Source organism: Pseudoalteromonas sp. P1-16-1b (genome assembly GCF_001401785.1).
GTDB classification, from domain to species: domain Bacteria; phylum Pseudomonadota; class Gammaproteobacteria; order Enterobacterales; family Alteromonadaceae; genus Pseudoalteromonas; species Pseudoalteromonas undina.
In genome coordinates this window covers 18,630-45,363 of sequence record NZ_LKGQ01000016.1, presented here as the reverse complement: position 1 = coordinate 45,363, position 26,734 = coordinate 18,630, and the positions used below count along the sequence as shown (strand labels likewise).

The following is a 26,734-nucleotide window of genomic DNA, read 5'->3' as shown; positions in this document are numbered from 1 at the left end:
ACCGCATGATAAGAAAATTAATATTCGGATTAACATTGGCTCTAGGCTGTGTATCTGTAACCACCAATGCAGCAGACACTAATAGCCCTTCAGCAAAGACAGATACCTGCGATGACTTCACAAATGTGTCACTGAGAAAGCTTCGTTCAACCGAAACGCTTAATCTATGTGAATTTAAAAATAAGCCACTGTTGATTGTTAACACTGCCAGCAATTGCGGCTTTACTTCTCAGTTTGAAGGGCTAGAAACGCTATACAAAAAATATAAAGAGCAAGGCTTAGTGGTGCTCGGTTTTCCATCTGACGATTTTTTTCAAGAAGAAAATGACGAAAAAGATACGGCTAAAGTCTGTTATGTAAATTACGGCGTTACTTTCCCTATGTTAGCCACCAGCGCAGTGCGTGGCAGCGATGCCAACCCTATTTTCAAGCACTTAAATGCAAAAACTAGTTCACCTAACTGGAATTTTTATAAATACGTGGTTTCGGCAGATCGTCAATCAGTGACTCGCTTTAACAGCCGCGTCAAACCCGATTCAGCAAAATTAGATAGCGCCATCAAAAGTGCATTTTAATTTTGTGTTTTCAGTTTAACCTTACTAAGATGTTGCTTAGTAGATAGAAAACTAAACTTATAAATAGGAGATTTTATGGCAGTAGCAAGTGCAAGGCACATACTCGTAGACAGTGAAGCACAATGTTTAGACCTTAAAGATAAAATTGAGCAAGGTGAAGACTTTGCTGAGCTAGCTAAATTGCACTCTAATTGCCCTTCAGGTCAAGATGGTGGCGCATTAGGTGAGTTCGGACCTGGTATGATGGTTCCTGAGTTTGATAAGGTGGTTTTTTCAGCGCCACTTAACCAAGTACAAGGTCCTGTTCAAACACAGTTTGGTTACCATTTATTAGAAGTAACCAGCCGCTCAGAGTAAGCAAATCGATTTATTAATAAAGCCGCATTAGCGGCTTTTTATTTATGTGGAGTTGGCAAAAGCCCCAATATGCAATTACTTGGCTCTATTTCTTCCCCTTATGTTCGCCGTGTCAGAATTTGGGCACAACAAAATAACTGTGAGCTTGAGTTTATAAATCTCGACATTTTTTCAAGCGATGACCGCTCTTTAATGATGTCGCACAACCCGGCAGCTAAAATCCCTATCTTAATTGATGGCTCGCTTAACTTAAGCGACTCAAACAATATACTGCGTTACTTACTTGAAAAAACACAGCAGAACCCGCTAACTTGGCCGCAAGAGCATTTTTTAACTAGCATCAACGCCTGTAACGATTCATTGGTTGAGTTATTGATATGTCAGCGTTCTGGGTTTGACACGCAAGCTGATAAACTATTTTTTAATCTGCAAAATGAGCGAATTGCGCAAACTTTAGACTATTTAAATGATCATTTAAACGATGATGAATTTAAAAGCTGTGAATGCCTCAACATCAGTTTATACTGCTTGCTAGATTGGATCTGCTTTCGTGAACTCACTGATTTTAGCGCGCAGCCGCAGTTAGTTAAGTTTTATGAAGCGTTTAGTCAGCGTCAAGCGGCTAAAAATACCAACCCTCGACTCAAATTTTAAAAGGTGAACACATGAGCGATATCGAAATTGAATCACAACTAGTTAGCTTTGTAGAAAAAGTACGTGTTAGTGAGCAGATCTGGGCACTAGGTGCACAAGATGGTGGCTTTGTTGTATGTGAATCAAATCAGTTTGACGACACCGATGTACTTTTACTGTGGGAATCAGAAGACGCAGCAAAAGAGCAGTGTAAAGAAGAGTGGAAAGACTACAGTCCGGTAGAAATCAATCTAGATGAATTTTTAGATGATTGGGTTGAAGACCTTAAATCGGATGATGCTCTGGTTGGTTTAAATTGGAATGACGATCAAGTGTGCGTAGAAATTGAACCAGTTGGTTTAGCTCGCGCTTTAAGTGAATAAGTTTTAACTGTTTATTTGCTGGCACTACCCCAATTAACAACAACGATTAGTTGGGGTATAAAATAATAAAAACTGTCAAGGTACTGCGTTGAAAACCCATCTTGGTCGTCGTCCATTTTCAGCTATGGAGCTGCATACGCTCTATACCGGATATATTTATAGTGATACTCGGCTTGCCCGCGAACAAGCTAAGCACTGGCACTTTTGGCTGCCTTTAATTGCGTACTACAGTGGCGCTTACAGTGATGAAATTGGCCATTTAACCCTAGATGACTTGGTGGTTAAAAATAGCATTCTCTGCTTTAGCTTTCATACTCATGGTAAAATTAAACCCCGTTTAATTCCTGTACATAACGCCCTTATTAAAGCCGGACTTAATGATTATTTAGCCTACGCAAAAGCGCAAAAACACACACGTTTACTGTTTGACCTCCCAGCAAAAACAGGACGCTACAGTGAAAAAGTACGCATTTGGTTTTCAGGCGAGGGCGAACGTGCGGGGTATTTGCAAAAATGTGCAATTCCTTCCGTGGATCAACTCGGAATGAAAACCGCGATTAGTAGTTTGCGGCTTAACTTTGAACAGCAAATTCGTATTTATGCCCTGCAAGCAGGCTCTAAAGACTGCTTCAATTACTTAATGGGCTTTAATGATTACCCCGATGATAACTTTAACGATATAGCCTTGTTAAATAAGGTGCTGCAACAGCTCCGGGTTATTAATTCCCACATTCATTGGCAGCGGTTTTTAGCACGAGATAGCCACTGACAAACTTTGTTACTCTTTTCCTTATTGTTGTTCGCTTACTCTAGCAAAAAAAGCTGTTAGGATGGAGTGTACTCACTCTTCTAACAACAAAAATCTAGGGATAACTATGTTTTTTAAAAGCCTCTTAACCGTGAGCGTTGCGCTTGCGATAAATGCTGCTAACGCTAATGAGTTCGTCATTGAAAAGCTCGCAAAGCCAAGTTCACAAAAAGTCGCTTTAACGCTCGACCCAAGTCAGGATACTTTTACAGGAATGACTGAAATCAGTTTGGAGGTGCTTAAACCAACACGCTACATTGAACTTAATGGTGTTGATTACGCAACCAAAATGGTTCAACTATTGGGTGAGCAAAACTGCGACTTAAACAACGAAATGCTTAAAACCGGTAAAGTTAAATTTAGCTGCGAAGAGCAAATTCAGCCGGGTAAATACACTTTAAAAATTGATTTCTCAGCGCCATATAATCGCCAAAGTGTGGGGCTATATAAAACCCTAGATCAAGGCGTTCCTTATCTTTTCACCCAATTTGAAATGAGCGATGCCCGTCGAGCGTTTCCTGTATTTGACGAACCAAGCTATAAAATTCCATTTCAGTTAACTATTACCGCCCCCACTTCACAAAAAGTGTATTCAAATACACCTGAGTTAAAAACGACAGTGAATGGCGATATGACTACCCATTACTTTGATAAAACGCCACCAATTCCATCATACTTAGTAGCTATGGCTGTAGGCCCGTTTGAAGAGCTAGAGATTAAGGGTATGCCAATTCCTGGCCGTGTAATTACTCCACAGGGTAAAATTCATTTAGCACAGTATGCAAAAGAGAATATGCCTAAAGTACTGGGCGCACTTGAAGAGTACTTTGGTATTCCTTACGTATATAAAAAGTTAGATTCAGTGGCTGTTCCAGAGTTTCCGTTTGGGGCAATGGAAAACTCAGGTTTAGTGACTTACCGCGAAGATATTCTTCTGGTTGATTTAGAAGCTGCAACGCGTAGTAAAAAGCAACGTAATGTCTCTATTATTGCCCATGAATTAGCTCACCAATGGTACGGTAACTTAGTGACTATGAAGTGGTGGAACGACTTATGGTTAAACGAAGCGTTTGCTAGCTGGATGGCAGCAAAAATTACTAAGCAACTTAACCCTGAGTTTGAATCACACCTAGATTTACCACAAAACAATGTAATGGCGTTAGATGCTCGCTTAAGCACTAAGCCAATTCGTAAACCAATTAAAACTGAAGCCGATATTATGGACGGTTTAGGCCTTGCATACAGCAAAGGCAGCTCAGTACTGGCGATGGTTGAAAATTGGATTGGTGAAGACGCATTTCAAGCTGGTATTCAAAATTACTTAAAAGAGTTCTCTTATAAAAATGCCGAAGCCGCCGATTTATGGGAAGCACTCGGTAAGGCTTCAAATAAAGATGTGGCGAGTGTTTTAAAATCATTTATTGAACAATCATCATTTCCTTTAATCAAGGTTGATCAGCAAGGTAAAACTATCACTATTTCGCAAAGCCGTTTTGCTAATGCCGGTGTTGATGCTCCAGCCCAACTTTGGAATGTACCCGTTGCCATTAAGTACGGTAAAGGCGATAAAGTAAAAACTGCCAGTGTATTACTTAATAAACAAAACCAAACGCTAGAGTTAGATTTTGAGCCAGAGTGGATATATCCAGACCAAGGTGCGCTAGGTTACTACCGCTGGGTCATGGACGATGCGCAATTTAACGCACTAATTGATAATGCAGCAAGCGTATTAAACGACCGCGAGCGCCTTGCATTGTTATCAGCTACTGACGCCTTACTTGACGCAGGTGTAATTTCTGCGGCTAAGCTGATGCAAACGCTTGAAGTATTTGCCAGTGATAGTCATCCACGCGTAGCTAACACTGCTTTAGGCTATTTAGCGTCTCAGCAGCGTACCTTTAAAGACGATAGCAATAAAGATTTATGGCCTACATTTATTCAAAATGCAGTCATGCCTGCCGCTAAAAAATATGGCCTAGAAGCAAAAATGGGTGAGGATGGCGCTGTTGCTCAACTGCGAGCTGCGGTGGTATCACGCTTAGGCTTTGATGGTGAAGATAAAAATGTGATCAATAAAGCTAAGCAGCAAACAGCCGCTTACTTAAAAGATCCGCAAAAAGTAGACCCTTATTTAGCGGGTACTTACTTACGTCTTGCGGCTTTTCATGGTGATAAAGCGCTGCTTGATCAGTTTATGGCAACCTTTAAAACCACTAAAGATCCACAAGTTCGTACCAATATGTTGGCAGCAATGGGTTATTTTGGTAAACCTGAACTCCAAAAAGCAGTGCTTGCATATAGCTTAACCGATGAAGTAACCGCTTCTGATATGCGTACTATTTTATCGGGGCAAAGTTACACCGATGAACGCCAAGCACTCTTTATTGATTGGATATATAGCAACTACGATAAAGTAACAGCAAGTTTGCCACCATTTTTTGTGCCTAACTTACCTTACTTTACTACTGCTAGCTGTGATGCTGAAAGTTTAGCGAAAACGCAAACGTTCTTTGACGCTAAACTTGATGACGTACCTGGCTATGCGCGCACATTAAGTAAGCTTGCAGAAAGTACTAATGACTGTATTGCACTTAAAAACCGTGAACTCAAATCAGTAAATAGCTTTTTGAATAGTAAATAAGTTAAAGTTCAAAGGATGGCGGGCTGCGGGCGACGGGTAACGGGCCGAAAACCTCAAACTCGGGCTAATGGCTGATGTTTTCTCATTGTCTTCTCTTTGTGTATAAAATCTTAAAAAGTTTATTCACAAAGAGATTAAGAGGCGCAGCCCTTTTAGAGCTAGTGATTAAAGACAAAGATTAAGGGTTATAAAGGTTAAAGGTTGAAGATTTTATCTTGCACCTTTTGCCTTTAGCCCTGCACCATTCTATTAACCACCAATAATCATGGTTAGCTTAGCTATAAACTCTTTTGCCGCTTGTTCAGAGTTAATTTTAAAAGCGACACCATAATGAATAGGCTGTGCGCTTTTATAAATACGAGTGGGAAAACGGGTCATTTCACTGCTATGAAAATAACCTTGAGTACGCACAACCCCATCAATATCAGTAAAGTCATCACTAAACACTTCAAATGCAGGACGGATCACAATTTTACCTTTCCCCGTTTCGGCATGGGTATAAAACGCTTCTTTAGAGTTTGCTAGCATATACTCAGCAATGTTTTTTATTTTAAAGTTACTTCTACACTCTAGTTTTATCAGCTGCTCTGTTAACTCGTCTGCGCTAAATGCCACGTGACTTTCCTTTTTATTTAATAGGGGGTCAGACTAACTCATGCATGAGTGAAAGTCCGAAATTTATTATTTAGTGTTTATTTAACACTACATACAAACGCTAATTGCTGATTTCTATAACTCAATCGACTAATTTCAGTATCGCAATATTGGCTTAAATCGAGCCATTGAGATATATCAGATCCAGCTGTTAATTTTCGTTGATAAATACGGTTTTTAACTGCGTAAGCAATAGTATTTTCATCTTTTAAGATGAAGTCTTGTACTTGGTTTGGCAGCCTAAGGATGTTGCTTACCTGCTTGGTTTGAGGGTCAAAACGGGCTAACTGGTGCTGGCCATTTTTACTATGACTAAATAAAAATTCACTTTGCGATTTATTGTAAATAAGTGTGCGACCAATGTTATTTGCAACAACTTCACCTTTAGCCGCAACAACCGAGGTATATTGTAATGTATGTGGCTCACCTAAAATAAACATTACTAAATCGTTGTTATTACCCCAAGCGTGATAGCCCACAGGCTCAATCCAATCAAAAATACGACTTGGCGCCTGCTCTGTGCTCAGCGGATATTGCCATAATTTTTGTTTGCCATCTTCTTCAACCACGATGGCAGATAAACTATCACCACTCGGTGTTACTGTTGGCGAATACTCACTTACATCTGTATTGGTGATCATGGAGGTTTGTTTTGATGATAAATCGTAAAGCGCAATATCAGTTTGGCTCTGATTATTACTGATTACCTCACGCGTATAATAAAGGCCCGTGTCGGTTAAGTGGGGCTGATTGTTGTAGCTGGTTTTATCACTAACAATGCTTACGCGTATGCCATGCGGAGTATTTAAATCGGCAAGCAGTATTTGACTTTTAGGCATATTTGCCTGGGCAACGCCCAATGTTAAAGCATTAATTGTTATTAGCCCTAACAACGGTTTGATCAGTTTCATGCTTTCTCTCGTTTTAATTTTAAGCACCTCATGATAACGTTATTTACTGATGACGTCACTTGACCTAGCTTAGTAAGGTCTTTATAACTAACGGGTCATAAAAAAGAGAACAAACATGTCAGCTAAACACCCTATTATTGCAATCACCGGCTCATCTGGAGCAGGCACTACAACCACCACCAATGCCGTGAAGCATATTTTCCGCAGCCTCGATATCAATGCTGCATTTATTGAAGGTGATAGCTTTCATCGTTACACACGTCCTGAAATGGACAAAAAAATTCGAGAAGCCCAACAAGAAAGTAAACACATAAGTTATTTTGGCCGAGAAGCCAATGACTTTGGTGCATTAGAAGACTTATTTACCAAGTATGGTGAAACAGGCGAAGGTAGACTGCGCCGTTATTTACATACCTTTGATGAGGCCGTGCCTTATAACCAGTTACCTGGAACATTTACTCCTTGGCAAGAGCTTGAGCAAAATACAGATTTAATGTTTTACGAAGGCTTACATGGCGGCGTGGTCGACGAAGATCATGATGTTGCTAAGCATGTTGATTTACTCATAGGCATGGTGCCAATTATTAACCTTGAGTGGATCCAAAAGCTTATTCGCGATACCTCAGAACGCGGCCATTCTCGTGAAAAAGTAATGGACTCGATTGTACGCAGTATGGATGACTACATTAATCATATAACGCCGCAGTTTTCTCGTACTCATATTAACTTTCAGCGAGTACCCACCGTTGATACCTCCAACCCATTTAGCGCAAAAGATATCCCCTCCCTTGATGAAAGCTTTGTTGTTATTCGCTTTAGGGGCATTGATGACGTTGATTTCCCGTATTATTTACGCATGATTGAAGGCAGCTTTATGTCGCGGATCAATACGCTTGTAGTACCCGGTGGCAAAATGGGACTCGCTATGGAGCTAGTGCTTACGCCACTGATCAAAGATATTATTTTGAAAAAACGCGCCTTAGCAAAATTAGCCCCACCTGAAATTCCTATTTAAGTGTATCAATAATCTGTTAGAGACTTTTTGGTTTAGAAGATCTAACAACATACAATGATCCTATGGAGCTGATCATTTCTTTTATCAAGTGATCGCAAATACATTCTGCTCTTTTTTGTTTAGTCTAACTCACGTACACTGCTGATTTTAAGTATGATGAGAGTAGTATGTCGCAAGCCATTAAAATTGTTGTCGGGTCTAAAAACCCAGTAAAAGTAAATGCCGCTAAACACATTTTTGCGATGTATTTCCCTGAGCATATAATTGAATGTAGTGGCGTTCACGCCCCCTCTGATGTACCCGATCAGCCTATAGGCGAAGAACAAACGTGTTTGGGAGCGCAAAACCGAGTTAACTACTGTAAAGCACAGCATCAAGCAGACTACTACATAGCGATGGAAGGCGGCGCAGCGCAATTTAGCTATGGTGCAGCAACCTTTGCCTATGTTGTTATTGATGACGGCGCACAGCAAGTTACAGGACGAAGCAGTAACTTACCTTTGCCTTCGGTTTTTTATAAAGCATTGCTGCAAGGTGAAGAGCTCGGAGATGTGATGGATAAGGCTTTTAATACCACCAATATTAAGCAACAAGGGGGTGCTATTGGTTTATTAACTGATCATCATGCAACACGAGAAAGTACCTATACTCAAGCGCTGACTCTCGCCATGGCGCCTTTTCTTAATCCCACTTTATATAATCAATAACGGATGTTTTAATGAAGTATAACTACGTATTATTTGATGCCGACGAAACCTTATTTAGCTTTAATGCCTTTGCTGGCTTACAAAAAATGTTGGCAGCTTATGGCATGGATTTTACCAAAGCAGATTATGAACATTACCAAAATACCAATAATCCATTATGGATTGCCTATCAAAATAACGAAATTACCGCAAACCACCTGCAAGTAACTCGCTTTAGTGAGCTGGCAAATAAGCTTAATGTTCCAGCCCAGCAGCTCAATGATGACTTTTTATCGGCAATGGCTGAAATTTGTATGCCTTTACCCGGTGCGGTTGAATTATTAAACGCCCTTAAACCTCATGCCAAATTAGGTATTATCACTAATGGCTTTAGTCAGCTGCAAGCACGTCGCTTAGCACATACGGGGCTGCAAGATATGTTCGATTGGCTGGTAATCTCTGAAAAAGTAGGTATTGCTAAGCCTGCAAAAGAGATATTTGAGCACACCTTTAATTTAATGGGGAATCCACCGAAAGAACAAATTTTAATGGTAGGTGATACCGCCAGCAGTGATATTCTTGGTGGACGAAATGCAGGCATAGACACCTGCTGGTTACAGCACCCTGGGGTAATCTTACCTGAAGGTATTAAGCCAACGTACCAAGTCACTGAGTTAAAACAGTTACAAACTATTTTAGGTCTGTAATACCTGACTGGTTGTGGTTACAAACAGCCAAAAAAAATGACGCTAATAAGCGTCATTTTTTATAACTGTATGTAAGCGATTAACTGATTAGGCGTTTGCTAATTCAAGGCCGGGTGCAGGCATCGAAACAGGCGTTTCAAAGGTTGCCCACTCCCATGCTGACTCGGTTGCCATAATTTTGCGTAGTAACTTGTTATTTAAATCATGACCTGATTTAAATGCAGTTACTTTACCTAAAAGGTTATGACCTGTCATAAACATGTCACCTACACAGTCTAGTATCTTATGCTTGACGAACTCGTCTGGGTAACGCAGACCGTTTGGATTTAAAACTTTAAATTCATCAAGTACCACTGCACTATCCATGCTACCACCTAGTGCAAGGTTATTAGCATGCATGTATTCAATATCTTTCATAAAGCCAAAAGTACGCGCACGGCTAATTTCTTCAGTGAAGCTTTGTGCGGTAATATCTAAGCCAATGCGTTGGCGGCTTTCATTAATTGCAGGGTGATCAAAGGCAATTTCAAAGTCGATATGGAATCCGTCGTAAGGTTCTACTTCGGCCCATTTGTCGCCTTCTTCAATACGTACTTTTTCTTTAATACGAATGAAACGTTTTGCAACATTTTGCTCTTCAATGCCGCCTTTTTGTAATAAATAAATGAATGGCAATGCACTACCATCCATTATTGGAACTTCTGAGCTATCAAGTTCAACAATCAGATTGTCGATACCCATGGCCGCAACAGCTGCAATTAAATGCTCAGTAGTTGATAAGCGAACACCATCTTTGTTGATTAAACAGGTACACAATTGCGTATCACCAACGGCTTCAGGTGTTGTTTCAAAATCAACAACCGGATCAAGGTCGACACGACGAAATACAATCCCAGTATTTGCGCTCGCAGGTCGGAGAGTTATTGTGACCTTCTCACCTTTATGAAGTCCAATTCCTATGGCTTTGACTACTTGTGCAATCGTACGCTGTTTAATCATAGGTTCGCTCACTTTAAGTATATATTACAGTTAGACGGCGGAGTGTAACATAAATACGGTATAACTACAATATTTGTTCACATTTCGCACAAAAGTACTGTTTTTAATTAGTCTGCTTGTTTACGTAAAAAAGCAGGAATGTCGAAATAATCGCCACCCTCAGACTTATCTGTTTTATTAGCACTACTTGACGACGTATTCGTTGCTGAACTTGAAGAGCTAGTCGATGTGCTGCTTTGCTCTTTTGATTCAGTTTGCGATGTCGTTGCAGGCTCTTCAGTCGTGCTTGTGCCTTGGCTTGCAAAGCTAGGTACGTACATGCTGCTGCTTGTTTGTGTGCTTGAGCTAGTTACATCAGAGCCTGACGCTTTTTTGAAACCGTTATCTACAATACCAAACTGTGGACGACGATCGCCGCCTAAGCCGGTTGCAACCACGGTTACACGTAGCTCATCCGTCATTTCTGGGTCAATTACCGCGCCAACAACAACCGTTGCGTTTTCAGACGCTAGCGCCTTAACGTGATTACCCACAATTTCAAATTCTTCAATCGCGATATCCATACCCGCAGTAATGTTAACCAAAATGCCTTTAGCACCGGTTAAATCTACGTCTTCTAAAAGAGGGCTTGAAATAGCAGCTTCTGCTGCTTCTTGTGCACGATCAGGACCCGACGCAGATGCAGTGCCCATCATCGCTGTGCCCATTGCAGACATAACAGTACGTACGTCGGCGAAATCCACGTTAATTAGACCAGAGCGAGTAATTAACTCAGCAATACCTTGTACCGCACCAAACAATACGTCATTTGCTTTAGCAAATGCATCCAGTAAAGTTGTTCCTTTACCCAATACTTTTAGTAACTTGTTATTTGGAATAGTGATTAACGAGTCCACAATTTCAGATAATTCGCTAATACCTTGCTCTGCAGCAGCGGCACGCTTTTTACCTTCAAAATCAAACGGACGGGTTACCACAGCAACAGTTAAAATACCCAGCTCTTTAGCAATTTTAGCCACGACTGGCGCAGCACCGGTACCTGTACCGCCGCCCATACCTGCCGCAATAAACACCATATCAGCGCCTTCAAGGCTAGCACGAATGGTTTCGGCGTCTTCTTCAGCCGATTCACGACCTACTTCAGGGTTAGCCCCTGCACCTAACCCAGAGGTTATTTGCGTACCTAATTGTACTGTTACATCAGCGGCTGAATTACGTAATGCTTGCGCATCCGTATTGGCTGCGATAAAACGAACGCCTTCTATTTGTTGTTTTACCATGTGCTCAACTGCGTTACCGCCGCCACCACCTACACCGATTACTTTTATTACAGCTTCTTCGCTGTGTTGTTCCATTATATCAAACATATTTACTCTCCGACTTGAGTACTAAAACTCGCCTTGAAACCATTTTGTGATGCGGTTCCACCAATTATTATTATCATCCGCTTTCGACTTTTGTGCATTCATCGACTGCATAGTACGCCCATATTGTAACAAACCTACAGCGGTTGCGTACGATGGATCATCAACATAATCAGTTAAACCTACTACACCAATTGGTTTACCTATTCTTACTGGCATCTGAAAAATATCTTCAGCCACTTCCATTGCGCCAGTCATTTTAGCAGTTCCGCCAGTAATGACGAGACCTGCTGCAATTTGGTCTTCTAATCCCGAGCGACGAATTTCTTCCATCGCCAGTTCAAATAATTCTCTAAAACGTGGCTCAACCACTTCAGACAACGTATGCCTAGACATCAGTCTTGCTGGTCGCCCACCTACGCTTGGCACTTCAATCGTGTCTTCGCTGCTCGCCATTTGGCTACTTGCACAGGCATATTGTACTTTGAGTGACTCTGCATGTGATATAGGTGTGCGAAATATTTTTGCAATATCACCGGTTACTTGGTTGCCCGCCACCGGAATAACCGCAGAATGACGCAGTGCACCATTAATATAAATAGTGATATCCATAGTACCACCACCGATATCTAGCACCGCGACACCTAGCTCTTTTTCATCGTCCGTCAGTACAGAGTAACAAGAGGCAAGCGCAGTGAATATAAGTTGGTCAACTTCAAGCCCACAACGTTCAACACATTTTTCTATATTTTTAGCCATATCGTTGGAGCAGGTAATAATATGCGCACGTGCTTCCATACGCACACCACTCATGCCAAGTGGGTTTTTAATCCCCTCTTGCATGTCAATGCTGTACTCTTGTGGCAAGGCATGCAACATTTTGCGTTCAGCTGAAATTGGCACTGAGCGAGCTATATGGATTACATTTTCAATGTCTTCATCGGTTACTTCAGTGTTATTAATAGCGACAACACCACTTTCGTTCTGACACTGAATATGTTTGCCAGAAATACCCAAATAAACCGAGCTAATACGACAATCAGCCATCAATTCAGCTTCATCAATTGCGCGGCGAATAGACTCAGACACTAAATTTAAATCGTTAACGCCGCCTTTATCCATTCCATAAGATACTTGGCTCCCCACGCCAACAATGCTGAGCTTGTTATCTGTGGTGATTTCACCTACCGTGGCCACTACTTTCGAAGTGCCTACGTCTAATCCAATCACTAGGTTTCTTTCTGCTGACTTAGTCATGCCTTACTCTTTATTATAATTGCTGTTCTTGCATTGGCTTATAGCTCACTGCAAGGCCGGTATCGTAGCGTAAATCAATTGCATCTATCTGTGCATCAGCACGTTGTTCTATGCGTGAATAAACGTCTATAAAACGCTGTACACGCTTGGCTTTATCCTTGCGCCCTAAATTTAAACGCACGCCATTATCTAACCAAAGTTGCCACGAAAACCGCTCAGATAGCGCAAGGCTAGTGAGCGTTAGTGCATTTACTTTAAGCATTTCATCAAACTGTTTAAACGCTACCCATGCTTCTTTTTCACTGCCTTCTGGCCCATATAACTGGGGTAATGTGGCACTTAATTTATCACTTTTAGCCTCAAACGCATCGCCGCTTTGGTTAATCAATAAATCACTGTTCCAGTGAGCGACCGCTTGATGCTCTACCACGTAAACTTGGATAGTATCAGGCCATTGCTTTCTTACCGATACCGTTGCGACCCAAGGTAGTTCTTGCACTAAATGCTGAACATGCTTTACGTTTAACTCAAAAAAGCTACTTAAATCCGCTTTTTTTATCGCGGTAGTTATTGCTTTTTCATCGGTGTATTTGGGGCTCCCCAACACCGTTAGATGCTTAATTTGCGCATCTTTATTTGCAACTAACCAATGGGAAACCCCATTGGTTATTTCAATTAACCCAATCACCACAGCCAGAAAAAAGCTCACTCCAAAAATCAGCGACCAGTTAAGTTGCTGTTTTAGTTGCTGCGCTTTCTCTAAAAAGGGATGCATATTAAAGGGTTTGCTCCAAAATGCGAACAACTAATTGCTCAAAACTTGCCCCATTGGCTTTTGCAGCCATTGGCACCAATGATTTTTCTGTCATGCCTGGCACTGTATTTACTTCCAACAAGTAAAATTGGCCTTGCTGATCTTGCATTGCATCGACGCGACCCCAGCCACTTGCACCCACTAAATCAAACGCATCGAGTGCCATTGCTTGTAGTTTTTGGGTATCTGGTTGTGATAAATCAGCAGGACAATGATATTGTGTCGTACTTGACTGATATTTAGCTTGGTAGTCATAAAAACCATTTGGCGTGCTCATTTCAATCACAGGTTGTACTTCATCACCAAGCACCGTAATTGTAAATTCGCGCCCCGAGATCCACTGCTCTACCAATACTTGGCTGTCGAACTTAAATGCATTGCTGAGCGCATCTTCAAGCTCTTCTGCAGAGCTTGCTTGTGCCATACCAATACTTGAGCCTTCGTGCGATGGCTTTACCATCACTTTTTTAAATTCATCTATAATTGCTTTAGCATCAAAGCCTTTTTTAGCATCAACTACCGCATAAGGTGCTGTGCTTAAGCCTGCCGATTTAAACAAGTGCTTACAACGAATTTTATCCATTGCTAATGCTGAACCCAATACATTACTGCCAGTGTAAGGCAAGTTCATAAACTCTAAAGCACCTTGTACTGTGCCATCTTCACCACCTCGGCCATGCAGCGCAATAAAAACGCGATCAACATTTAAGTCTTTTAATTCCCACAATGAACGATTTTGAGGGTCAAACGCAATCGCATCAATGCCATAGGCAAGAAGTGCATTAAGGACTGCTTGACCAGATTTTAATGACACGTCGCGCTCTGCTGAGTTTCCACCTAGCAGCACCGCTACTTTACCGAACTGGGAACTTACCTGTGTCATACTTCACCTTGCTTTAATTTTTCTATCGACATATTTGTTGCTGCTAAGTTTTTAACTAACTGACCTATGTTACCTGCGCCTTGCGTAAGTACTAAATCATTATTTTGCAGGCAGTTAGCAAGTACACCTGCAAGCTCTGAGCTTGAAGCCACATGCAATGGCTCTTTGCCACGCTGGCGTAAACTGCGGCATAAACTCTTACTATCAGCGCCCACAATCGGCTCTTCGCCTGCACTGTAAACATCAAGCAATAGCAACTGATCAACCTCAGCGAGTACTTTCACAAAATCTTCGTATAAATCGCGAGTACGGGTATAGCGATGCGGCTGATAAACCATCACTAAACGCTTATCAGGCCAGCCTTCTCTCGCTGCGGTGATGGTAGCTGCCACTTCTGATGGGTGATGACCATAGTCATCTACTAACATCACATTACCGCATTCGTTTTCAAATTCACCATAATGCTGAAAACGACGGCCAATGCCTTCAAAAGTATCTAATGCCGCTAAAATTGCATGATTAGCTATGTTTTGATCTTTTGCCACCGCAATCGCTGCGGTTGCATTTAGGGCATTGTGTTTACCTGGCATATTTAACTTGGCGGTTAAACTCTCGCCTTGTTTATTAGTAACAGTAAATTGGCATGTATTAGCTGTTTGGCTAAATTCACTCATTCGATAGTCAGCATCTTGCGATTCACCATAAGTGATCACCGGACGACCAAAGCGAGGTATTAATTCTGCGGCAACGTCTGAATCTATACACACTACAGCTAGCCCGTAAAACGGCAGGTTATGAATGAATTCAACATAAGTATCTTTCATTTTTTCTAAGCTGCCGCCGTAAGTTTCCATGTGATCTTCTTCAATATTAGTGATCACCGATACCATTGGCTGTAAATGCAAAAATGAAGCATCGCTTTCATCCGCTTCAGCGATTAAAAAGTCGCTTTTGCCTACTTTAGCATTGCTGCCAGCACTATTTAATAAACCGCCAATAATAAAGGTTGGATCGAGCCCTGCTTGTGCATAAATACTGGCAATTAAACTGGTTGTTGTGGTTTTGCCATGGGTACCGGCAATAGCAATACCATGACGAAAACGCATCAGCTCAGCTAACATTTCTGCACGGCGAACCACCGGAATACGCGCAGCTTGCGCGGCTTGAATTTCAGGGTTTGTTTTATCAATTGCACTTGAAACCACCACCACATTAGCGTCTTTTACATTATTTTCATGATGGCCAATAAATACTTCAGCGCCCGCTTGAATTAAACGCTCGGTCATGGCGCTATGCGCTATATCAGAGCCGGTAATACGGTAACCTTCAAAAGCCAATACTTCTGCAATACCGCCCATACCTGCACCACCTATTCCTACAAAGTGAATAGTTTCAATGCGGCGCATCGCAGGGCGTGTATATTTTTCTTTTGCTAATGTCTGTTTCACTTATATTCTCTTATTTGTTACTTGCTCACAGTGCATAGCGACGCTGGCTGTGGCATCTAAAATAGCCTGCTGCTTTGCTTTAGCAGCCATTTTAGTTATTAATAAAGGTTCGGCTAAATAGGGACTTAAAAGTTCAACAATGCTGCGCTGATTAAATTGCCCCTGTGGCATTAATAATGCCCCTTCTGCCATTACTAAATACTGTGCATTTGCTGTTTGGTGATCATCAACCGCATGTGGAAACGGTACAAATACCGCCATTTTACCTGCTGCAGCAATTTCACTAACCGTTAGCGCTCCGGCGCGACAAATTACAATATCGGCCCAGCTATAAGCGGTATCCATATCATCAATAAATTCAGCAACAGTTACTTGTTCATCGCCCATTTGTTGCTGCTGGTAACTTTCGCTCACACTAGCAAAATGGCCTTTACCAGTTTGGTGCCAAACATTAATGGCACAGGTATCATTTAAGCGCTTAAATGCTTCAGGCAGTGTTTGGTTAAGTACTTGCGCACCTAGTGAGCCACCCACTACAAGCATATTAATTGGACTTGATATTTCCCGCTTAGGTATATCAACTACACTCTGACGCACAGGGTTACCCACCAGCTCAGCTTTACCACTGGCAAAAGCACTTGGAAATGCAGCTAATACGCGATTCGCAAATTTCGCTAGCCATTTATTGCTCATACCAGCTACGGCGTTTTGCTCATGAATTACCAAAGGGATACCGAGACTTTTTGCCGCAATACCCGTAGGGCCTGTCACGTAGCCGCCCATAGCTAAAACCACGTCAGGGCGTTGTTGTTTTAATACTTTACGCGCCTGCAATATTGCATTAATAACCATGAATGGCGCTTTAATGAGGCGTTTTAAACCATTACCTCGCACGCCTTTTACATCAATAAAATCAATTTCTATGTTGTGCTTGGGCACGACACTGGCTTCCATTCTATCAGGAGTGCCTATCCAGCTAACTTGCCAACCTTGCTGTTTGAGATAATCAGCAACCGCAATCCCCGGGAAAATATGTCCACCTGTGCCCCCTGCTACAACGACTATTTTTTTACTCATCGTTTAGCTCCCCCCGACGTGGCCTGTTTAGTTGCCATCTTCGTTTCAAAATCTACCCGTAATAAAATACCAGTGGCTATGGTCATCATTAATAAACTTGAGCCACCATAGGAAATAAACGGTAGGGTTAGTCCTTTGGTTGGTAATATACCGGCACTGGCGCCTACATTAACCATAGTTTGAAATGCAAACCAAATACCGATAGCTAAAGCTAAATAGCCTTCATATTCTTTACCGTTTTTAAGCGCATTTTGGCCAATTAGTAGCGCTCTAAATACTAATGTTCCTAATACCATTAAAATACTCAACACGCCCATAAAACCAAGTTCTTCAGCAATCACGGCAAAAATAAAATCGGTGTGTGCTTCCGGTAAATATTGTAATTTTTGTACGCTATTACCTAAGCCTTGGCCAAACCAATCACCTTGACTATAAGCCATCAGTGATTGCACTAATTGATAACCTTTACCAAAAGGATCGTCCCAAGGCTCTAAAAAACCCACCACACGCGCCATACGATAGGGCTCAAACACAATCAACCCAACCACCAGCGCGATACCGGTTAAAATAAGTGCAAAAAATTGCCAAAGCTTAGCACCAGCTAAAAACAATAAACCAACCGTAGTAACAAACATCACCACCACGGTTCCTAAATCGGGCTGCATTAAAATAAGTGCCGCATAAACGGCAAATACCGCTATGGGTTTAGCAAAGCCTTTTATGTTTTCTTGTACTTCACTGCGCTTACGCACTAAATAGCCAGCGATATAACTAAAAAAGAATAACTTAGCGAGCTCGGAAGCCTGAATATTAAATGGCCCTATAGGTATCCAGCGGGTCGAACCATTCACTTCTCGCCCCACAATTAGCACTACCAATAACAACACTAAGCCGATTAGTAATAAGTAGGGGTTAGCTTTTTTCCACCACGACATAGGCACTTGAGTACTAATGCAAAATAAACAAAACGAGAGCCCTAAAAAAATACCGTGGCGGATAGTAAAATGATAAATATTGCCAAACAGCCTATCGGCCGTCGGCATTGAAGCACTAGTTACCATCACAAAGCCCACCCCTATTAGCATTAACATGCAATAAAGGAGCGGCACATCATAAAGCTGCGCCGAAGGTTTAGGAGTAAATGCCTCTTTAATATCCGCAAAAGCTATCATGGCAGCTCCTGCAATACACAATGCACAAAATCATCGCCGCGCTGCATATAGTTGTTGTACATATCTATACTGGCGCAGGCTGGGGCTAATAAAACCGTATCGCCTGACGTACTTAATTGTTTAGCAAGCGCCACAGCTTCAGACATGTTAGTGGTTAAATGACCTTTAGCAGTTAGTGCCACTAACTCTTTTGCATCTTTACCAAAGCAAATGAGGGCTTTAACGTGTTGCTCAACATAAGGTTTAAGTGCCTCTAAATCGGCGCCTTTTGCATCACCACCAGCAATAACCACTAAGTTTTGTTGTTCACCCGCTAAACTATCAATAGCGGTAATTGTTGCGCCTACATTGGTGGCTTTAGAATCATTAAAATACTTAACGCTATTAAACTCACCCACAAACTGGCAACGATGTGCCAAGCCATTAAATTGAGCTAACGCAGCTTTATAATGCGCTTTAGTTATTTCAAACGGGCTGAGTAACGCCATTACTGCCAGTGTATTTAAATAATTATGCTTACCCACAACGGCTAAGGTACTTACTGGCAAATAAGCTTCGCCCTTTACCATAAAGTGCGCTTCGTTATTATGCTGTGCTAAGTGGTAATCACCTTGTGTTTCTCCAAAACTAACTTGTGGTGCTAACGTGCGACTCACTGGGTGGGTTTGTCTATCGTCAGCATTAATCACTAAAAGTTCAGCGCCGTTATAAATACTTAACTTTGAATCTATATAAGCTTGATAGCTATCATAGCGATCGAGATGATCTTCTGAAATATTAAGCACAGTTGCACTGCTGGCTTTTAAGCTGTCAGTGGTATCAAGCTGAAAACTCGACAGCTCCAATACAAACACATCAAAATCACCGTCAAGTAAATCCAGTACAGCTGTGCCAATATTGCCGCCCAGTGCTACTTTATAACCTGCGGTTTTTAATACTTCGTAAGCAAGGGTTACTACCGTTGATTTACCGTTTGAACCTGTTACCGCAACAACTGGTTTAGTGTTAATGCGGGCAAATAACTCAACATCACCAATCACTTCTACGCCGGCATTCATTGCCTGTGCAACCGCAGGGGTTTTTAAACTTAGTCCAGGGCTAATAATGATCATATCGCAAGCACTGAGCGCCGCGTTATTTAAATCACCAAAGTGAGTATTTAGATTAGCGGCATGTTGCTTGAGCCAATCAACACCGGGAGGATTTTCTCGGCTATCGACTACATTGGGCTGTATTCCTTGAGATAATAAAAAGCGCACAATGCCCAGACCGGTTACACCGAGCCCGAGCACTGTTATTTGTTTATTTTTTATCTCGTTTAAATACTGCATTTATCGGATCTTTAATGTCGCAAGGCCAGCGAGCACCAGCACAATAGAAATTATCCAAAAGCGCACAATAACGCGTGGCTCTGGCCATCCTTTAAGTTCGTAGTGATGGTGAATCGGCGCCATTTTAAAAATACGTTGGCCGCGTAATTTATAAGAGCCAACTTGTAAAATTACCGACAGCGCTTCCATTACAAACACGCCCCCCATAATAATAAGTAATAACTCTTGGCGAACCAGCACAGCAATAATACCTAATGCACCACCTAGAGCTAACGAGCCTACATCGCCCATAAACACTTGTGCTGGGTAGGTGTTAAACCATAAAAAGCCTAACCCTGCACCCACAATAGCGGTACACACCACTACCAATTCACTGGCAAGTGGCAAATGCGGAATATGTAAATAAGCTGAAAAGTTAATATTACCGGTTAAATAAGCAATAATAGCCAGCGCTGCAGCCACTAAAATTGTTGGCACAATAGCTAAGCCATCTAGTCCGTCGGTTAAGTTTACCGCGTTTGAGGTGCCCACTAATGCAAAATACGTGATCACGATATAAAACAGCCCTAGCTGTGGCAGTACATCTTTAAAAAATGGCACAACAAGAGATGTTTCTGTCGCTTGGGTACTGGTCATATAAAGTGCAGTTGCTACAACCAATGCAATTACTGATTGCCAAAAATACTTCCACTTAGCAATCAGTCCTTTAGGATCTTTGCGGATCACTTTGCGGTAATCGTCAATAAAGCCAACAATCCCCAATGAACCAATCACAAACAATGTGGCCCATACGTATTTATTAGACAAATCAGCCCACAATAAAGTGCTGGTGAATATTGCCGCTAAAATAAGTAAGCCACCCATGGTCGGTGTACCCGATTTAGACAAATGTGATTGCGGACCATCATCACGCACTGTTTGTCCAATTTGCATGCGCTGTAAACCACGAATTAACTTCGGCCCCAAATAAAGCGACATAATTAACGCGGTCAAAATACCTAAAATGGCACGAAGAGTTAAATACGAAAAAACATTAAAGCCACTATAATATTGAGTTAAATACTCAGCCAGCCAAACTAACATTATGATACTCCATTGATGGCTTGTTGCTGGCCATTAACTAAATCGGTTACTAAAAGCTCCATGCGAGAACTGCGTGATCCTTTCACGACAAGGGTAATTTTTTTATCTACTTTGCTAATACTGTTTTGAATTTGCTGCAGCATTTGCTCACGATTTGAAAAGTGACGATTAGGCAGCTCAAATACATCACTTGCTGACTTACTTAATACACCGAGTGTAAATAGCTCATCAATGCCTTGCGCTAATGCATATTCGCCCACTTCTTGATGATACTTACGAGCATCTTCACCAAGTTCTCCCATATCACCGAGAGCCAAAATACGATGACCTTGAATATCGCTAAGTAAATCAATAGCTGCTTTTACCGATTTAACGTTGGCATTATAAGTATCATCTATAATGGTGAGTGACTCACTAGCTTCAATCAGGTTAACCCGTCCTTTAACTTCACCCATGGTCGCTAGGGCGCTGGCAATTTCTTCAAGCGACACTTCAAACTCACTGGTTAATGCCGCAGCAATAAGCGCGTTGCTAATATTATGCTTGCCTGGCAATGCTAACGTTACCGGTACTCTGTGTTGTTTGGTACATAATGTAAAGCTTGCTCGAGCTTGTGCATCTAGGCTGATGTCCTCAGCCCAAATATCCAGTTTTTCACTGCTAGAAAAACATTTAACCTTTCGCGCTGCTAATTTATCAAGCCAATACTGACTAAACTCGCTATCGCAATTAACAATGGCAATGCCATCGTCTTTTAAACCATCGTAAATTTCGCCTTTGGCTTGTGCTACCCCTTGTAAGCTACCAAAACCTTCTAAATGTGCCGCGGCAACATTACACACCACGGCAACATCCGGTTTGGTCATGGCGGTAGTGTAGGCAATTTCACCAATATGGTTTGCACCGAGTTCAATAACCGCATAACGATGCTGTGGCTCTAATCTCAATAAGGTAAGAGGCACGCCAATATCATTATTAAAGTTGCCTTTAGTCGCTAAAACATCACCTTTACTTGATAAAATAGCAGCACACATTTCTTTCACTGTGGTTTTACCTACACTGCCAGTAATAGCGATAGTTTTAGGTGCAACTTGCGCCATAACCGCTGTTCCAATTGTGCCTAATGCAATACGGGTATCGGCAACTACAAATTGAGCAATGTCGGTATCAACAACGTGATCGACAATGACTCCAATAGCACCTTTTTGTTTTGCTTGCTCAATAAACTTATGACCATCAAAGTTAGGGCCTTTAAGTGCCAAAAACACTTCACCATCACATAAAGTACGGGTATCGGTGTTTATATTTATTACTTGACGATTATCACCTTGATAATCAGTTGCTAGCACATTAGCTAGCCAATCAAAATCCATTGGGATCATGCTTGAGACCCTCTTACTGCTTGTTTTAATTGTTGTTGTACAAATTGGCGGTCGCAAAAATCAATGCGTTTGTTACCTATAATTTGATAGTCTTCATGCCCTTTACCGGCAATTAAAATAACCTCACCGGCTTTTGCGTTATCTATAGCAAATTGTATTGCAGCACCACGGTCGGCCTCTAAATGGGCGTTTTGTGGGTGTGTTAATCCTGCAGCTACATCATTAATAATTTCATTGGGATCTTCTGAGCGCGGGTTATCACTGGTAATGATCACTTTGTCTGCAAACTGCTCAGCGGCTTGTGCCATTAGTACACGTTTACCTTTATCTCTGTCGCCGCCGCAACCAAATACACAACTCACTCCACCTGGAACATGTTGTTGCAGCGCTTGTAACGCTAGTGCGAGTGCATCAGGCGTATGTGCATAATCAACCACGCAAGTAGGCATATTTGGCGCTGTAAATGCTTGCATTCTGCCTGCTACAGGTTGCAAATACTCACACCCTGCCACTAATTGCGTTAATGGGTAACCTAGCGCTAATAATGTGGCTAAAGCAGCGGTTAAATTGTATAGATTAAATTCACCATATAACGGTGATTTTATGGCAATATCACCCCAACTTGTAGTTAATTGCGCCGAAATACCGGTTGCTGAATAGCTAACATCAGAAAAATACACAAACTGAGCGTTTTTAGGGGCTAAGTTTTTACGGCCATAACAAATTAGTTTACTAAAGCTATATTTTTCAATCCACTGCTCTGCTTGTCCGTCATCTTGGTTAAGAATGACATTGGCAGCATCAAAATCACGAAACAGCATCAATTTGGCATCACCGTAACTATCCATGTCACCATGATAATCTAGATGATCACGAGATAGGTTAGTAAATACCGCCGCTTTGAAATGGCACTGATCAACACGGTGCTGCACTAGACCATGCGATGATACTTCCATCGCTACTAAGCGATGTTGCTGCTCTTTTAAGTCACTTAAAATATGCTGTAAATCAACCGTTGATGGTGTGGTGTTTTGTAGCGGTGTTAAATTATCTGGATGGCCATAACCGAGCGTGCCTATAATTGCGGCTTGGGTACGACAAAACTGTGCTAAATGAGCAATCATTGCTGTAGTAGTCGACTTACCATTAGTACCTGTTACACCAATTAAGTCTAACTCTAGGCTCGGTTGCTGGTAAAATTTACTCGCTAAAACAGGCAATTTTTTATTTAATTCTGAGACTAAATAAAGCGGCTCAAAATCACTTTCAAACTCACACAGTCTGTCTGCAATAATTGCACTGGCACCATTCTCAATTGCTTTATCAATAAACTGTCCGCCATCAAGCTGATGACCTTTTATTGCCACAAACACATCACCAGGTTTTACATCGCGGCTGTCTAAACGCAACTCGTTTACCATTAAACGTGCTGCATCTATTTCTAAATATTTTAAAATTGTGTGTAAATCACGCACCATCATCTTTGCCCTTCACGTATGCCACCGAGTCTTTATCTGGGGCAACGTTTAAAATTCTTAATGAATTAGAGATTATTTCTGCAAACGCCGGACCTGCCGTTGCGCCACCGTAATAAACATCTCCACCGGGCTCGTTGATTAATACCACAACGGCTAATCGCGGATTACTTGCTGGGGCAATGCCCGCAAAATAACCTACATATTCGTCACCATAACCACCTGCAGCGGCCTTTTTAGAAGTACCCGTTTTACCAGCAGCGCGGTAACCATCAACTTTAATACGGCGTGCGGTACCACCTTCTTCAAATACGCTTTCCATCATATGAACTACAGCTTCAACATCTTGTTGTTGAAAAACACGTTCACCTTCAGGTATAGAGTCTTGCTTTAGTACAGTGAGTGGGCGGTTAACCCCACCTGCGCCTAACATGGCGTAAAAACGAGCCATTTGCGCGGTACTCACGGCAATATTGTAACCAAACGAAAGTGCGGCAATTTCGTGATCTGACCAACGACGGTTTGGGTAAAATAAACCACTGCTTTCCCCGACCATGCCGGTACCACTATCACTACCAAAACCCACCTTTTGGTAAAGACCTACAAAGTAGTCTTTGGGCACGGTTTGGCTTATTTTCGTTACGCCCATATTACTGGAGTACTTTAAAATTTCGCGCAGCGTCATTTCACCATGATTACGGGTATCTTGTACTAAGCTGCCCCCTAAACGCATCCAGCCTGGGTAGGTATCAACTTTGTCATCCGGTTGGATTGTGCCGTAGTCTAATCCAGCTAAAATGGCTAGAGGCTTAACGGTTGAGCCGGGTTCAAACAAATCGGTAATTGCACGGTTACGACGCTTATGAGGAGCCGCACCGCTTAAATTGTTAGGATTAAATGAAGGACTATTTACCATAGCCAAAACTTCACCAGTTTTAACATCAACCACCATGGCTGAACCTGAAGTGGCCTTGTAAGTTAATACCGCTGATTTAACCGCTTTGTAGGCAATCGCCTGAATACGCTGATCAATACTCAGTTGAATACTCTCAGGCTCCACTCGCTCGCGCTCATCAAGCACTTCAACTTCACGACCTTGAGCATCTTTTCGAATCGTACGTCGGCCTTCTTCACCTGTGAGTGCATTTTCGTAAAGCTTTTCTATGCCTTCAATGCCTTTGCCATCGATATTAGTAAAACCAATGATATGCGCACTGACCTCACCGGCAGGGTAATAGCGTTTTGATTCATCTAATAAATGAATACCTGGTAGGCGTAAATCGCCAATATAATTAGCAACAGCCGGAGTAACTTGGCGTTTTAAGTAAACAAAGCGACGAGTAGGATCATCAAGTAGTCGGGTATTAATTTTGCTCGGTTCAATGCGCAGTACATCGGCTAGTTCACGCCAGCGCAAATCGTTTTTATAATACAGGGCGGTACGCTTGTTTAGCTCAGCGACATTTTCACGCAGAGTTTGCTGATCTTCACCATTTTTACGGGCTTGTCTGAGCACTTTGCTCACCAGTGATTTATGCAAAGCTTTAGGATCTGCATACACACTGACTACAGGCACACTAACAGCTAACTCTTTACCGTTACGATCGAAGATCATACCGCGTTGCACATGCAATTTTTCAACACGTACTGTACGCTTGTCACTTTCGGAGCGAGCCTTATCGGGTTCAATTACTTGCAAATATGCGGCGCGCGATACCAAAGTCACAAACACTAAAAAAATCACCGCGCACACTAAAATAAAGCGCCATGCGATTAGGTTGTTGACTGGTTTTTTGCCTCGCGTTCTCATTGTAATATAATTACCTGCTCATCTTGGCTGGTTGGCCGCTTCATTTCTAATTGTGACGTTGCCACTTCTTCAATGCGTGCATGTTGCGAATAAAATTCTTCTTCCACTAAAAAATAACGCCACTCTAAATCCAATTCATCACGCTCTTGCAGTAACGAATCTTGCTCAATTAATTGCGCACGAGATAAATGAGTTACCTGCACCACGCTCAAACTTGACGCGAATATCACAACCAACAAGGCCAAGGTGATCTTGTTCGCACCTAGGCCTTTAATTATTTCAATAAATAGATTGGGTTGGCGATAACTCGCTTTTTTACTCATCCCAACCTCTGTGCAATCCTTAGTACTGAGCTACGAGAGCGTGGATTGCGAGCCACTTCATCAGCACTTGGTTTAATAGCTTTACCCACTGCTTTTAACGTCAGGTTTTTATTTATTTGTGCGTCGGTTAAAGGCAGACCTCTGGGTATCGCTTCTCCCTTACTCTGTTTTTTAATAAATTGTTTTACAATGCGATCTTCTAAAGAGTGAAAAGAAATAACAACTAAGCGACCACCCGGCTTAAGAACTTTAATCGCCGCTTGTAGTGCGGTTTGAATTTCCTCTAACTCGCTATTGATATAAATACGAATTGCCTGAAACGTGCGCGTTGCAGGATGTTTAAACTTATCTTTAACGGGTACTGCTTCATCAACTAAATCTGCGAGCTGTTTAGTGGTAGTAATTGGCGTATGTTCACGCACTTCCAATATCTTGTGCGCAATGCGCTTACCAAACTTTTCTTCACCTAGCTTTTTGATCACATGGGTAATGTCATCTAGTTCCGCTTCAGCTAACCACTGCGCAGCGCTACGGCCTGTGCTTGGATCCATTCGCATATCAAGCGGGCCGTCTTTCATAAAACTAAAGCCACGAGCGGCATCATCTAACTGCGGTGACGACACACCAATATCAAGTAAAATGCCATCAACTTTACCAATTAGATCGTTTTGCTCAGCAACTTCGTATAACTTTGAGAACCGTGAGTGAGCAATCGAAAAACGTGAATCATCGGCAAACTTTTCTGCTGACTTTATAGCTTGTGGATCTTGATCAATAGCCTGCAAGCGACCAGCGTCGCCCAAGCGCGCTAATATTTGCCCTGAATGTCCGCCACGTCCAAAGGTGCCATCCATATAAATGCCGTCTGGCTTAATTGCAAGTGCATCTATGGTTTCTTCCATTAATACGGATACGTGTTCAAATTGCGCTGTCATTAGCTATTTTT

At 41.9% G+C, this 26,734-nt stretch carries 26 protein-coding genes; 9 read left to right on the top strand and 17 right to left on the bottom strand.

What is annotated here, in order from left to right; all coding sequences use genetic code 11:
* Window positions 1–5: 5 nt before the first annotated feature.
* The 6 genes from AN392_RS12290 (at window position 6) to AN392_RS12265 (ending at window position 5,397) form a co-directional block, all read left to right on the top strand.
* Window positions 6–575 (top strand): glutathione peroxidase, encoded by a 570-nt coding sequence (locus AN392_RS12290; protein WP_055012881.1) that lies wholly within the window; start codon window positions 6–8, stop codon window positions 573–575.
* A gap of 75 nt (window positions 576–650) precedes the next feature.
* Window positions 651–932: a peptidylprolyl isomerase gene (locus AN392_RS12285; RefSeq protein ID WP_008114778.1), complete on the top strand. Its 282-nt coding sequence runs from the start codon at window positions 651–653 to the stop codon at window positions 930–932.
* Between the two features lie 69 nt (window positions 933–1,001).
* Entirely contained in the window at window positions 1,002–1,586 is a 585-nt protein-coding gene (locus tag AN392_RS12280) for a glutathione S-transferase family protein (protein WP_008114780.1), read from the top strand.
* An 11-nt stretch (window positions 1,587–1,597) separates the two neighbouring features.
* The gene (locus AN392_RS12275) at window positions 1,598–1,948 is read left to right on the top strand and encodes a DUF2750 domain-containing protein (protein WP_008114782.1); all 351 of its coding nucleotides are present in this window, start codon (window positions 1,598–1,600) and stop codon (window positions 1,946–1,948) included.
* Window positions 1,949–2,036: 88 nt separating this feature from the next.
* A complete protein-coding gene (locus tag AN392_RS12270) occupies window positions 2,037–2,717 on the top strand; it encodes a hypothetical protein (protein ID WP_055012880.1) in 681 nt (226 codons plus the stop codon).
* A 106-nt stretch (window positions 2,718–2,823) separates the two neighbouring features.
* Window positions 2,824–5,397: a M1 family metallopeptidase gene (locus AN392_RS12265; protein ID WP_055012879.1), complete on the top strand. Its 2,574-nt coding sequence runs from the start codon at window positions 2,824–2,826 to the stop codon at window positions 5,395–5,397.
* Window positions 5,398–5,646: 249 nt separating this feature from the next.
* On the opposite strand, the gene AN392_RS12260 is transcribed toward AN392_RS12265, so the two are convergent.
* Together AN392_RS12260 and AN392_RS12255 are read right to left on the bottom strand one after the other, a co-directional pair.
* Window positions 5,647–6,012, bottom strand: coding sequence for a hypothetical protein (locus tag AN392_RS12260; protein WP_008114788.1), 366 nt, complete (start codon window positions 6,010–6,012; stop codon window positions 5,647–5,649).
* A gap of 77 nt (window positions 6,013–6,089) precedes the next feature.
* On the bottom strand, window positions 6,090–6,962 hold the full coding sequence (locus AN392_RS12255; RefSeq protein WP_055012878.1) for a hypothetical protein: 873 nt from the start codon (window positions 6,960–6,962) through the stop codon (window positions 6,090–6,092).
* Window positions 6,963–7,077: 115 nt separating this feature from the next.
* Between AN392_RS12255 and AN392_RS12250 the strand changes: the two genes are divergently transcribed.
* The 3 genes from AN392_RS12250 (at window position 7,078) to yjjG (ending at window position 9,370) form a co-directional block, all read left to right on the top strand.
* On the top strand, window positions 7,078–7,977 hold the full coding sequence (locus tag AN392_RS12250) for a phosphoribulokinase (RefSeq protein ID WP_055012877.1): 900 nt from the start codon (window positions 7,078–7,080) through the stop codon (window positions 7,975–7,977).
* Between the two features lie 167 nt (window positions 7,978–8,144).
* Window positions 8,145–8,684, top strand: coding sequence for an inosine/xanthosine triphosphatase (gene yjjX / locus AN392_RS12245; RefSeq protein WP_010390719.1), 540 nt, complete (start codon window positions 8,145–8,147; stop codon window positions 8,682–8,684).
* Between the two features lie 11 nt (window positions 8,685–8,695).
* Window positions 8,696–9,370, top strand: a complete 675-nt coding sequence (gene yjjG / locus AN392_RS12240) for a pyrimidine 5'-nucleotidase (protein ID WP_055012876.1) — start codon at window positions 8,696–8,698, stop codon at window positions 9,368–9,370.
* A gap of 87 nt (window positions 9,371–9,457) precedes the next feature.
* Here yjjG and lpxC read toward each other — a convergent pair whose 3' ends face one another.
* The 15 genes from lpxC to rsmH form a co-directional block, all read right to left on the bottom strand.
* On the bottom strand, window positions 9,458–10,369 hold the full coding sequence (gene lpxC / locus AN392_RS12235; RefSeq protein WP_010390707.1) for a UDP-3-O-acyl-N-acetylglucosamine deacetylase: 912 nt from the start codon (window positions 10,367–10,369) through the stop codon (window positions 9,458–9,460).
* 107 nt (window positions 10,370–10,476) lie between these two features.
* Window positions 10,477–11,736, bottom strand: coding sequence for a cell division protein FtsZ (gene ftsZ / locus AN392_RS12230; protein ID WP_010390706.1), 1,260 nt, complete (start codon window positions 11,734–11,736; stop codon window positions 10,477–10,479).
* Window positions 11,737–11,757: 21 nt separating this feature from the next.
* The gene (gene ftsA / locus AN392_RS12225) at window positions 11,758–12,990 is read right to left on the bottom strand and encodes a cell division protein FtsA (RefSeq protein ID WP_008110678.1); all 1,233 of its coding nucleotides are present in this window, start codon (window positions 12,988–12,990) and stop codon (window positions 11,758–11,760) included.
* Between the two features lie 13 nt (window positions 12,991–13,003).
* Entirely contained in the window at window positions 13,004–13,765 is a 762-nt protein-coding gene (locus AN392_RS12220) for a cell division protein FtsQ/DivIB (protein WP_008465294.1), read from the bottom strand.
* A gap of 1 nt (window position 13,766) precedes the next feature.
* Window positions 13,767–14,687, bottom strand: a complete 921-nt coding sequence (locus AN392_RS12215; protein WP_055012875.1) for a D-alanine--D-alanine ligase — start codon at window positions 14,685–14,687, stop codon at window positions 13,767–13,769.
* Window positions 14,684–16,093 carry a UDP-N-acetylmuramate--L-alanine ligase gene (gene murC / locus AN392_RS12210; protein WP_217694239.1) on the bottom strand — a complete coding sequence of 470 codons (1,410 nt, stop codon included), beginning with the start codon at window positions 16,091–16,093 and terminating at the stop codon, window positions 14,684–14,686. Before murC ends, AN392_RS12215 begins: the two co-directional genes overlap by 4 nt.
* Before the next feature lie 42 nt (window positions 16,094–16,135).
* Window positions 16,136–17,212 (bottom strand): undecaprenyldiphospho-muramoylpentapeptide beta-N-acetylglucosaminyltransferase, encoded by a 1,077-nt coding sequence (gene murG / locus AN392_RS12205; protein ID WP_010390701.1) that lies wholly within the window; start codon window positions 17,210–17,212, stop codon window positions 16,136–16,138.
* A complete protein-coding gene (ftsW, locus tag AN392_RS12200) occupies window positions 17,209–18,384 on the bottom strand; it encodes a cell division protein FtsW (protein WP_010390699.1) in 1,176 nt (391 codons plus the stop codon). Before ftsW ends, murG begins: the two co-directional genes overlap by 4 nt.
* Window positions 18,381–19,715 carry a UDP-N-acetylmuramoyl-L-alanine--D-glutamate ligase gene (gene murD / locus AN392_RS12195; protein WP_055012874.1) on the bottom strand — a complete coding sequence of 445 codons (1,335 nt, stop codon included), beginning with the start codon at window positions 19,713–19,715 and terminating at the stop codon, window positions 18,381–18,383. The genes ftsW and murD overlap by 4 nt, the downstream gene beginning before the upstream one ends.
* Window positions 19,716–20,798, bottom strand: coding sequence for a phospho-N-acetylmuramoyl-pentapeptide-transferase (gene mraY / locus AN392_RS12190; protein ID WP_054202311.1), 1,083 nt, complete (start codon window positions 20,796–20,798; stop codon window positions 19,716–19,718). It lies immediately after the preceding gene.
* Entirely contained in the window at window positions 20,798–22,180 is a 1,383-nt protein-coding gene (gene murF, locus AN392_RS12185; protein WP_055012873.1) for a UDP-N-acetylmuramoyl-tripeptide--D-alanyl-D-alanine ligase, read from the bottom strand. The genes mraY and murF overlap by 1 nt, the downstream gene beginning before the upstream one ends.
* Window positions 22,177–23,655, bottom strand: coding sequence for a UDP-N-acetylmuramoyl-L-alanyl-D-glutamate--2,6-diaminopimelate ligase (gene murE, locus AN392_RS12180; protein WP_055012911.1), 1,479 nt, complete (start codon window positions 23,653–23,655; stop codon window positions 22,177–22,179). The genes murF and murE overlap by 4 nt, the downstream gene beginning before the upstream one ends.
* Window positions 23,648–25,465, bottom strand: a complete 1,818-nt coding sequence (locus AN392_RS12175; protein ID WP_010390693.1) for a peptidoglycan glycosyltransferase FtsI — start codon at window positions 25,463–25,465, stop codon at window positions 23,648–23,650. Before AN392_RS12175 ends, murE begins: the two co-directional genes overlap by 8 nt.
* Window positions 25,462–25,788, bottom strand: coding sequence for a cell division protein FtsL (gene ftsL, locus AN392_RS12170; protein ID WP_010390691.1), 327 nt, complete (start codon window positions 25,786–25,788; stop codon window positions 25,462–25,464). The genes AN392_RS12175 and ftsL overlap by 4 nt, the downstream gene beginning before the upstream one ends.
* Window positions 25,785–26,723: a 16S rRNA (cytosine(1402)-N(4))-methyltransferase RsmH gene (rsmH, locus tag AN392_RS12165; RefSeq protein ID WP_054202314.1), complete on the bottom strand. Its 939-nt coding sequence runs from the start codon at window positions 26,721–26,723 to the stop codon at window positions 25,785–25,787. The genes ftsL and rsmH overlap by 4 nt, the downstream gene beginning before the upstream one ends.
* Window positions 26,724–26,734 lie beyond the last annotated feature (11 nt).

What these genes read in the sequence shown, in the direction of transcription:
- AN392_RS12290 (WP_055012881.1), top strand. Translation starts at nt 6, where the DNA reads ATGATAAGAAAATTAATATTCGGATTAACATTGGCTCTAGGCTGTGTA.
- AN392_RS12285 (WP_008114778.1), top strand. Translation starts at nt 651, where the DNA reads ATGGCAGTAGCAAGTGCAAGGCACATACTCGTAGACAGTGAAGCACAA.
- AN392_RS12280 (WP_008114780.1), top strand. Translation starts at nt 1,002, where the DNA reads ATGCAATTACTTGGCTCTATTTCTTCCCCTTATGTTCGCCGTGTCAGA.
- AN392_RS12275 (WP_008114782.1), top strand. Translation starts at nt 1,598, where the DNA reads ATGAGCGATATCGAAATTGAATCACAACTAGTTAGCTTTGTAGAAAAA.
- AN392_RS12265 (WP_055012879.1), top strand. Translation starts at nt 2,824, where the DNA reads ATGTTTTTTAAAAGCCTCTTAACCGTGAGCGTTGCGCTTGCGATAAAT.
- AN392_RS12255 (WP_055012878.1), bottom strand. Translation starts at nt 6,962, where the DNA reads ATGAAACTGATCAAACCGTTGTTAGGGCTAATAACAATTAATGCTTTA.
- AN392_RS12250 (WP_055012877.1), top strand. Translation starts at nt 7,078, where the DNA reads ATGTCAGCTAAACACCCTATTATTGCAATCACCGGCTCATCTGGAGCA.
- yjjX (WP_010390719.1), top strand. Translation starts at nt 8,145, where the DNA reads ATGTCGCAAGCCATTAAAATTGTTGTCGGGTCTAAAAACCCAGTAAAA.
- yjjG (WP_055012876.1), top strand. Translation starts at nt 8,696, where the DNA reads ATGAAGTATAACTACGTATTATTTGATGCCGACGAAACCTTATTTAGC.
- lpxC (WP_010390707.1), bottom strand. Translation starts at nt 10,369, where the DNA reads ATGATTAAACAGCGTACGATTGCACAAGTAGTCAAAGCCATAGGAATT.
- ftsZ (WP_010390706.1), bottom strand. Translation starts at nt 11,736, where the DNA reads ATGTTTGATATAATGGAACAACACAGCGAAGAAGCTGTAATAAAAGTA.
- ftsA (WP_008110678.1), bottom strand. Translation starts at nt 12,990, where the DNA reads ATGACTAAGTCAGCAGAAAGAAACCTAGTGATTGGATTAGACGTAGGC.
- AN392_RS12220 (WP_008465294.1), bottom strand. Translation starts at nt 13,765, where the DNA reads ATGCATCCCTTTTTAGAGAAAGCGCAGCAACTAAAACAGCAACTTAAC.
- AN392_RS12215 (WP_055012875.1), bottom strand. Translation starts at nt 14,687, where the DNA reads ATGACACAGGTAAGTTCCCAGTTCGGTAAAGTAGCGGTGCTGCTAGGT.
- murC (WP_217694239.1), bottom strand. Translation starts at nt 16,093, where the DNA reads ATGCGCCGCATTGAAACTATTCACTTTGTAGGAATAGGTGGTGCAGGT.
- murG (WP_010390701.1), bottom strand. Translation starts at nt 17,212, where the DNA reads ATGAGTAAAAAAATAGTCGTTGTAGCAGGGGGCACAGGTGGACATATT.
- ftsW (WP_010390699.1), bottom strand. Translation starts at nt 18,384, where the DNA reads ATGATAGCTTTTGCGGATATTAAAGAGGCATTTACTCCTAAACCTTCG.
- murD (WP_055012874.1), bottom strand. Translation starts at nt 19,715, where the DNA reads ATGCAGTATTTAAACGAGATAAAAAATAAACAAATAACAGTGCTCGGG.
- mraY (WP_054202311.1), bottom strand. Translation starts at nt 20,798, where the DNA reads ATGTTAGTTTGGCTGGCTGAGTATTTAACTCAATATTATAGTGGCTTT.
- murF (WP_055012873.1), bottom strand. Translation starts at nt 22,180, where the DNA reads ATGATCCCAATGGATTTTGATTGGCTAGCTAATGTGCTAGCAACTGAT.
- AN392_RS12175 (WP_010390693.1), bottom strand. Translation starts at nt 25,465, where the DNA reads ATGAGAACGCGAGGCAAAAAACCAGTCAACAACCTAATCGCATGGCGC.
- ftsL (WP_010390691.1), bottom strand. Translation starts at nt 25,788, where the DNA reads ATGAGTAAAAAAGCGAGTTATCGCCAACCCAATCTATTTATTGAAATA.
- rsmH (WP_054202314.1), bottom strand. Translation starts at nt 26,723, where the DNA reads ATGACAGCGCAATTTGAACACGTATCCGTATTAATGGAAGAAACCATA.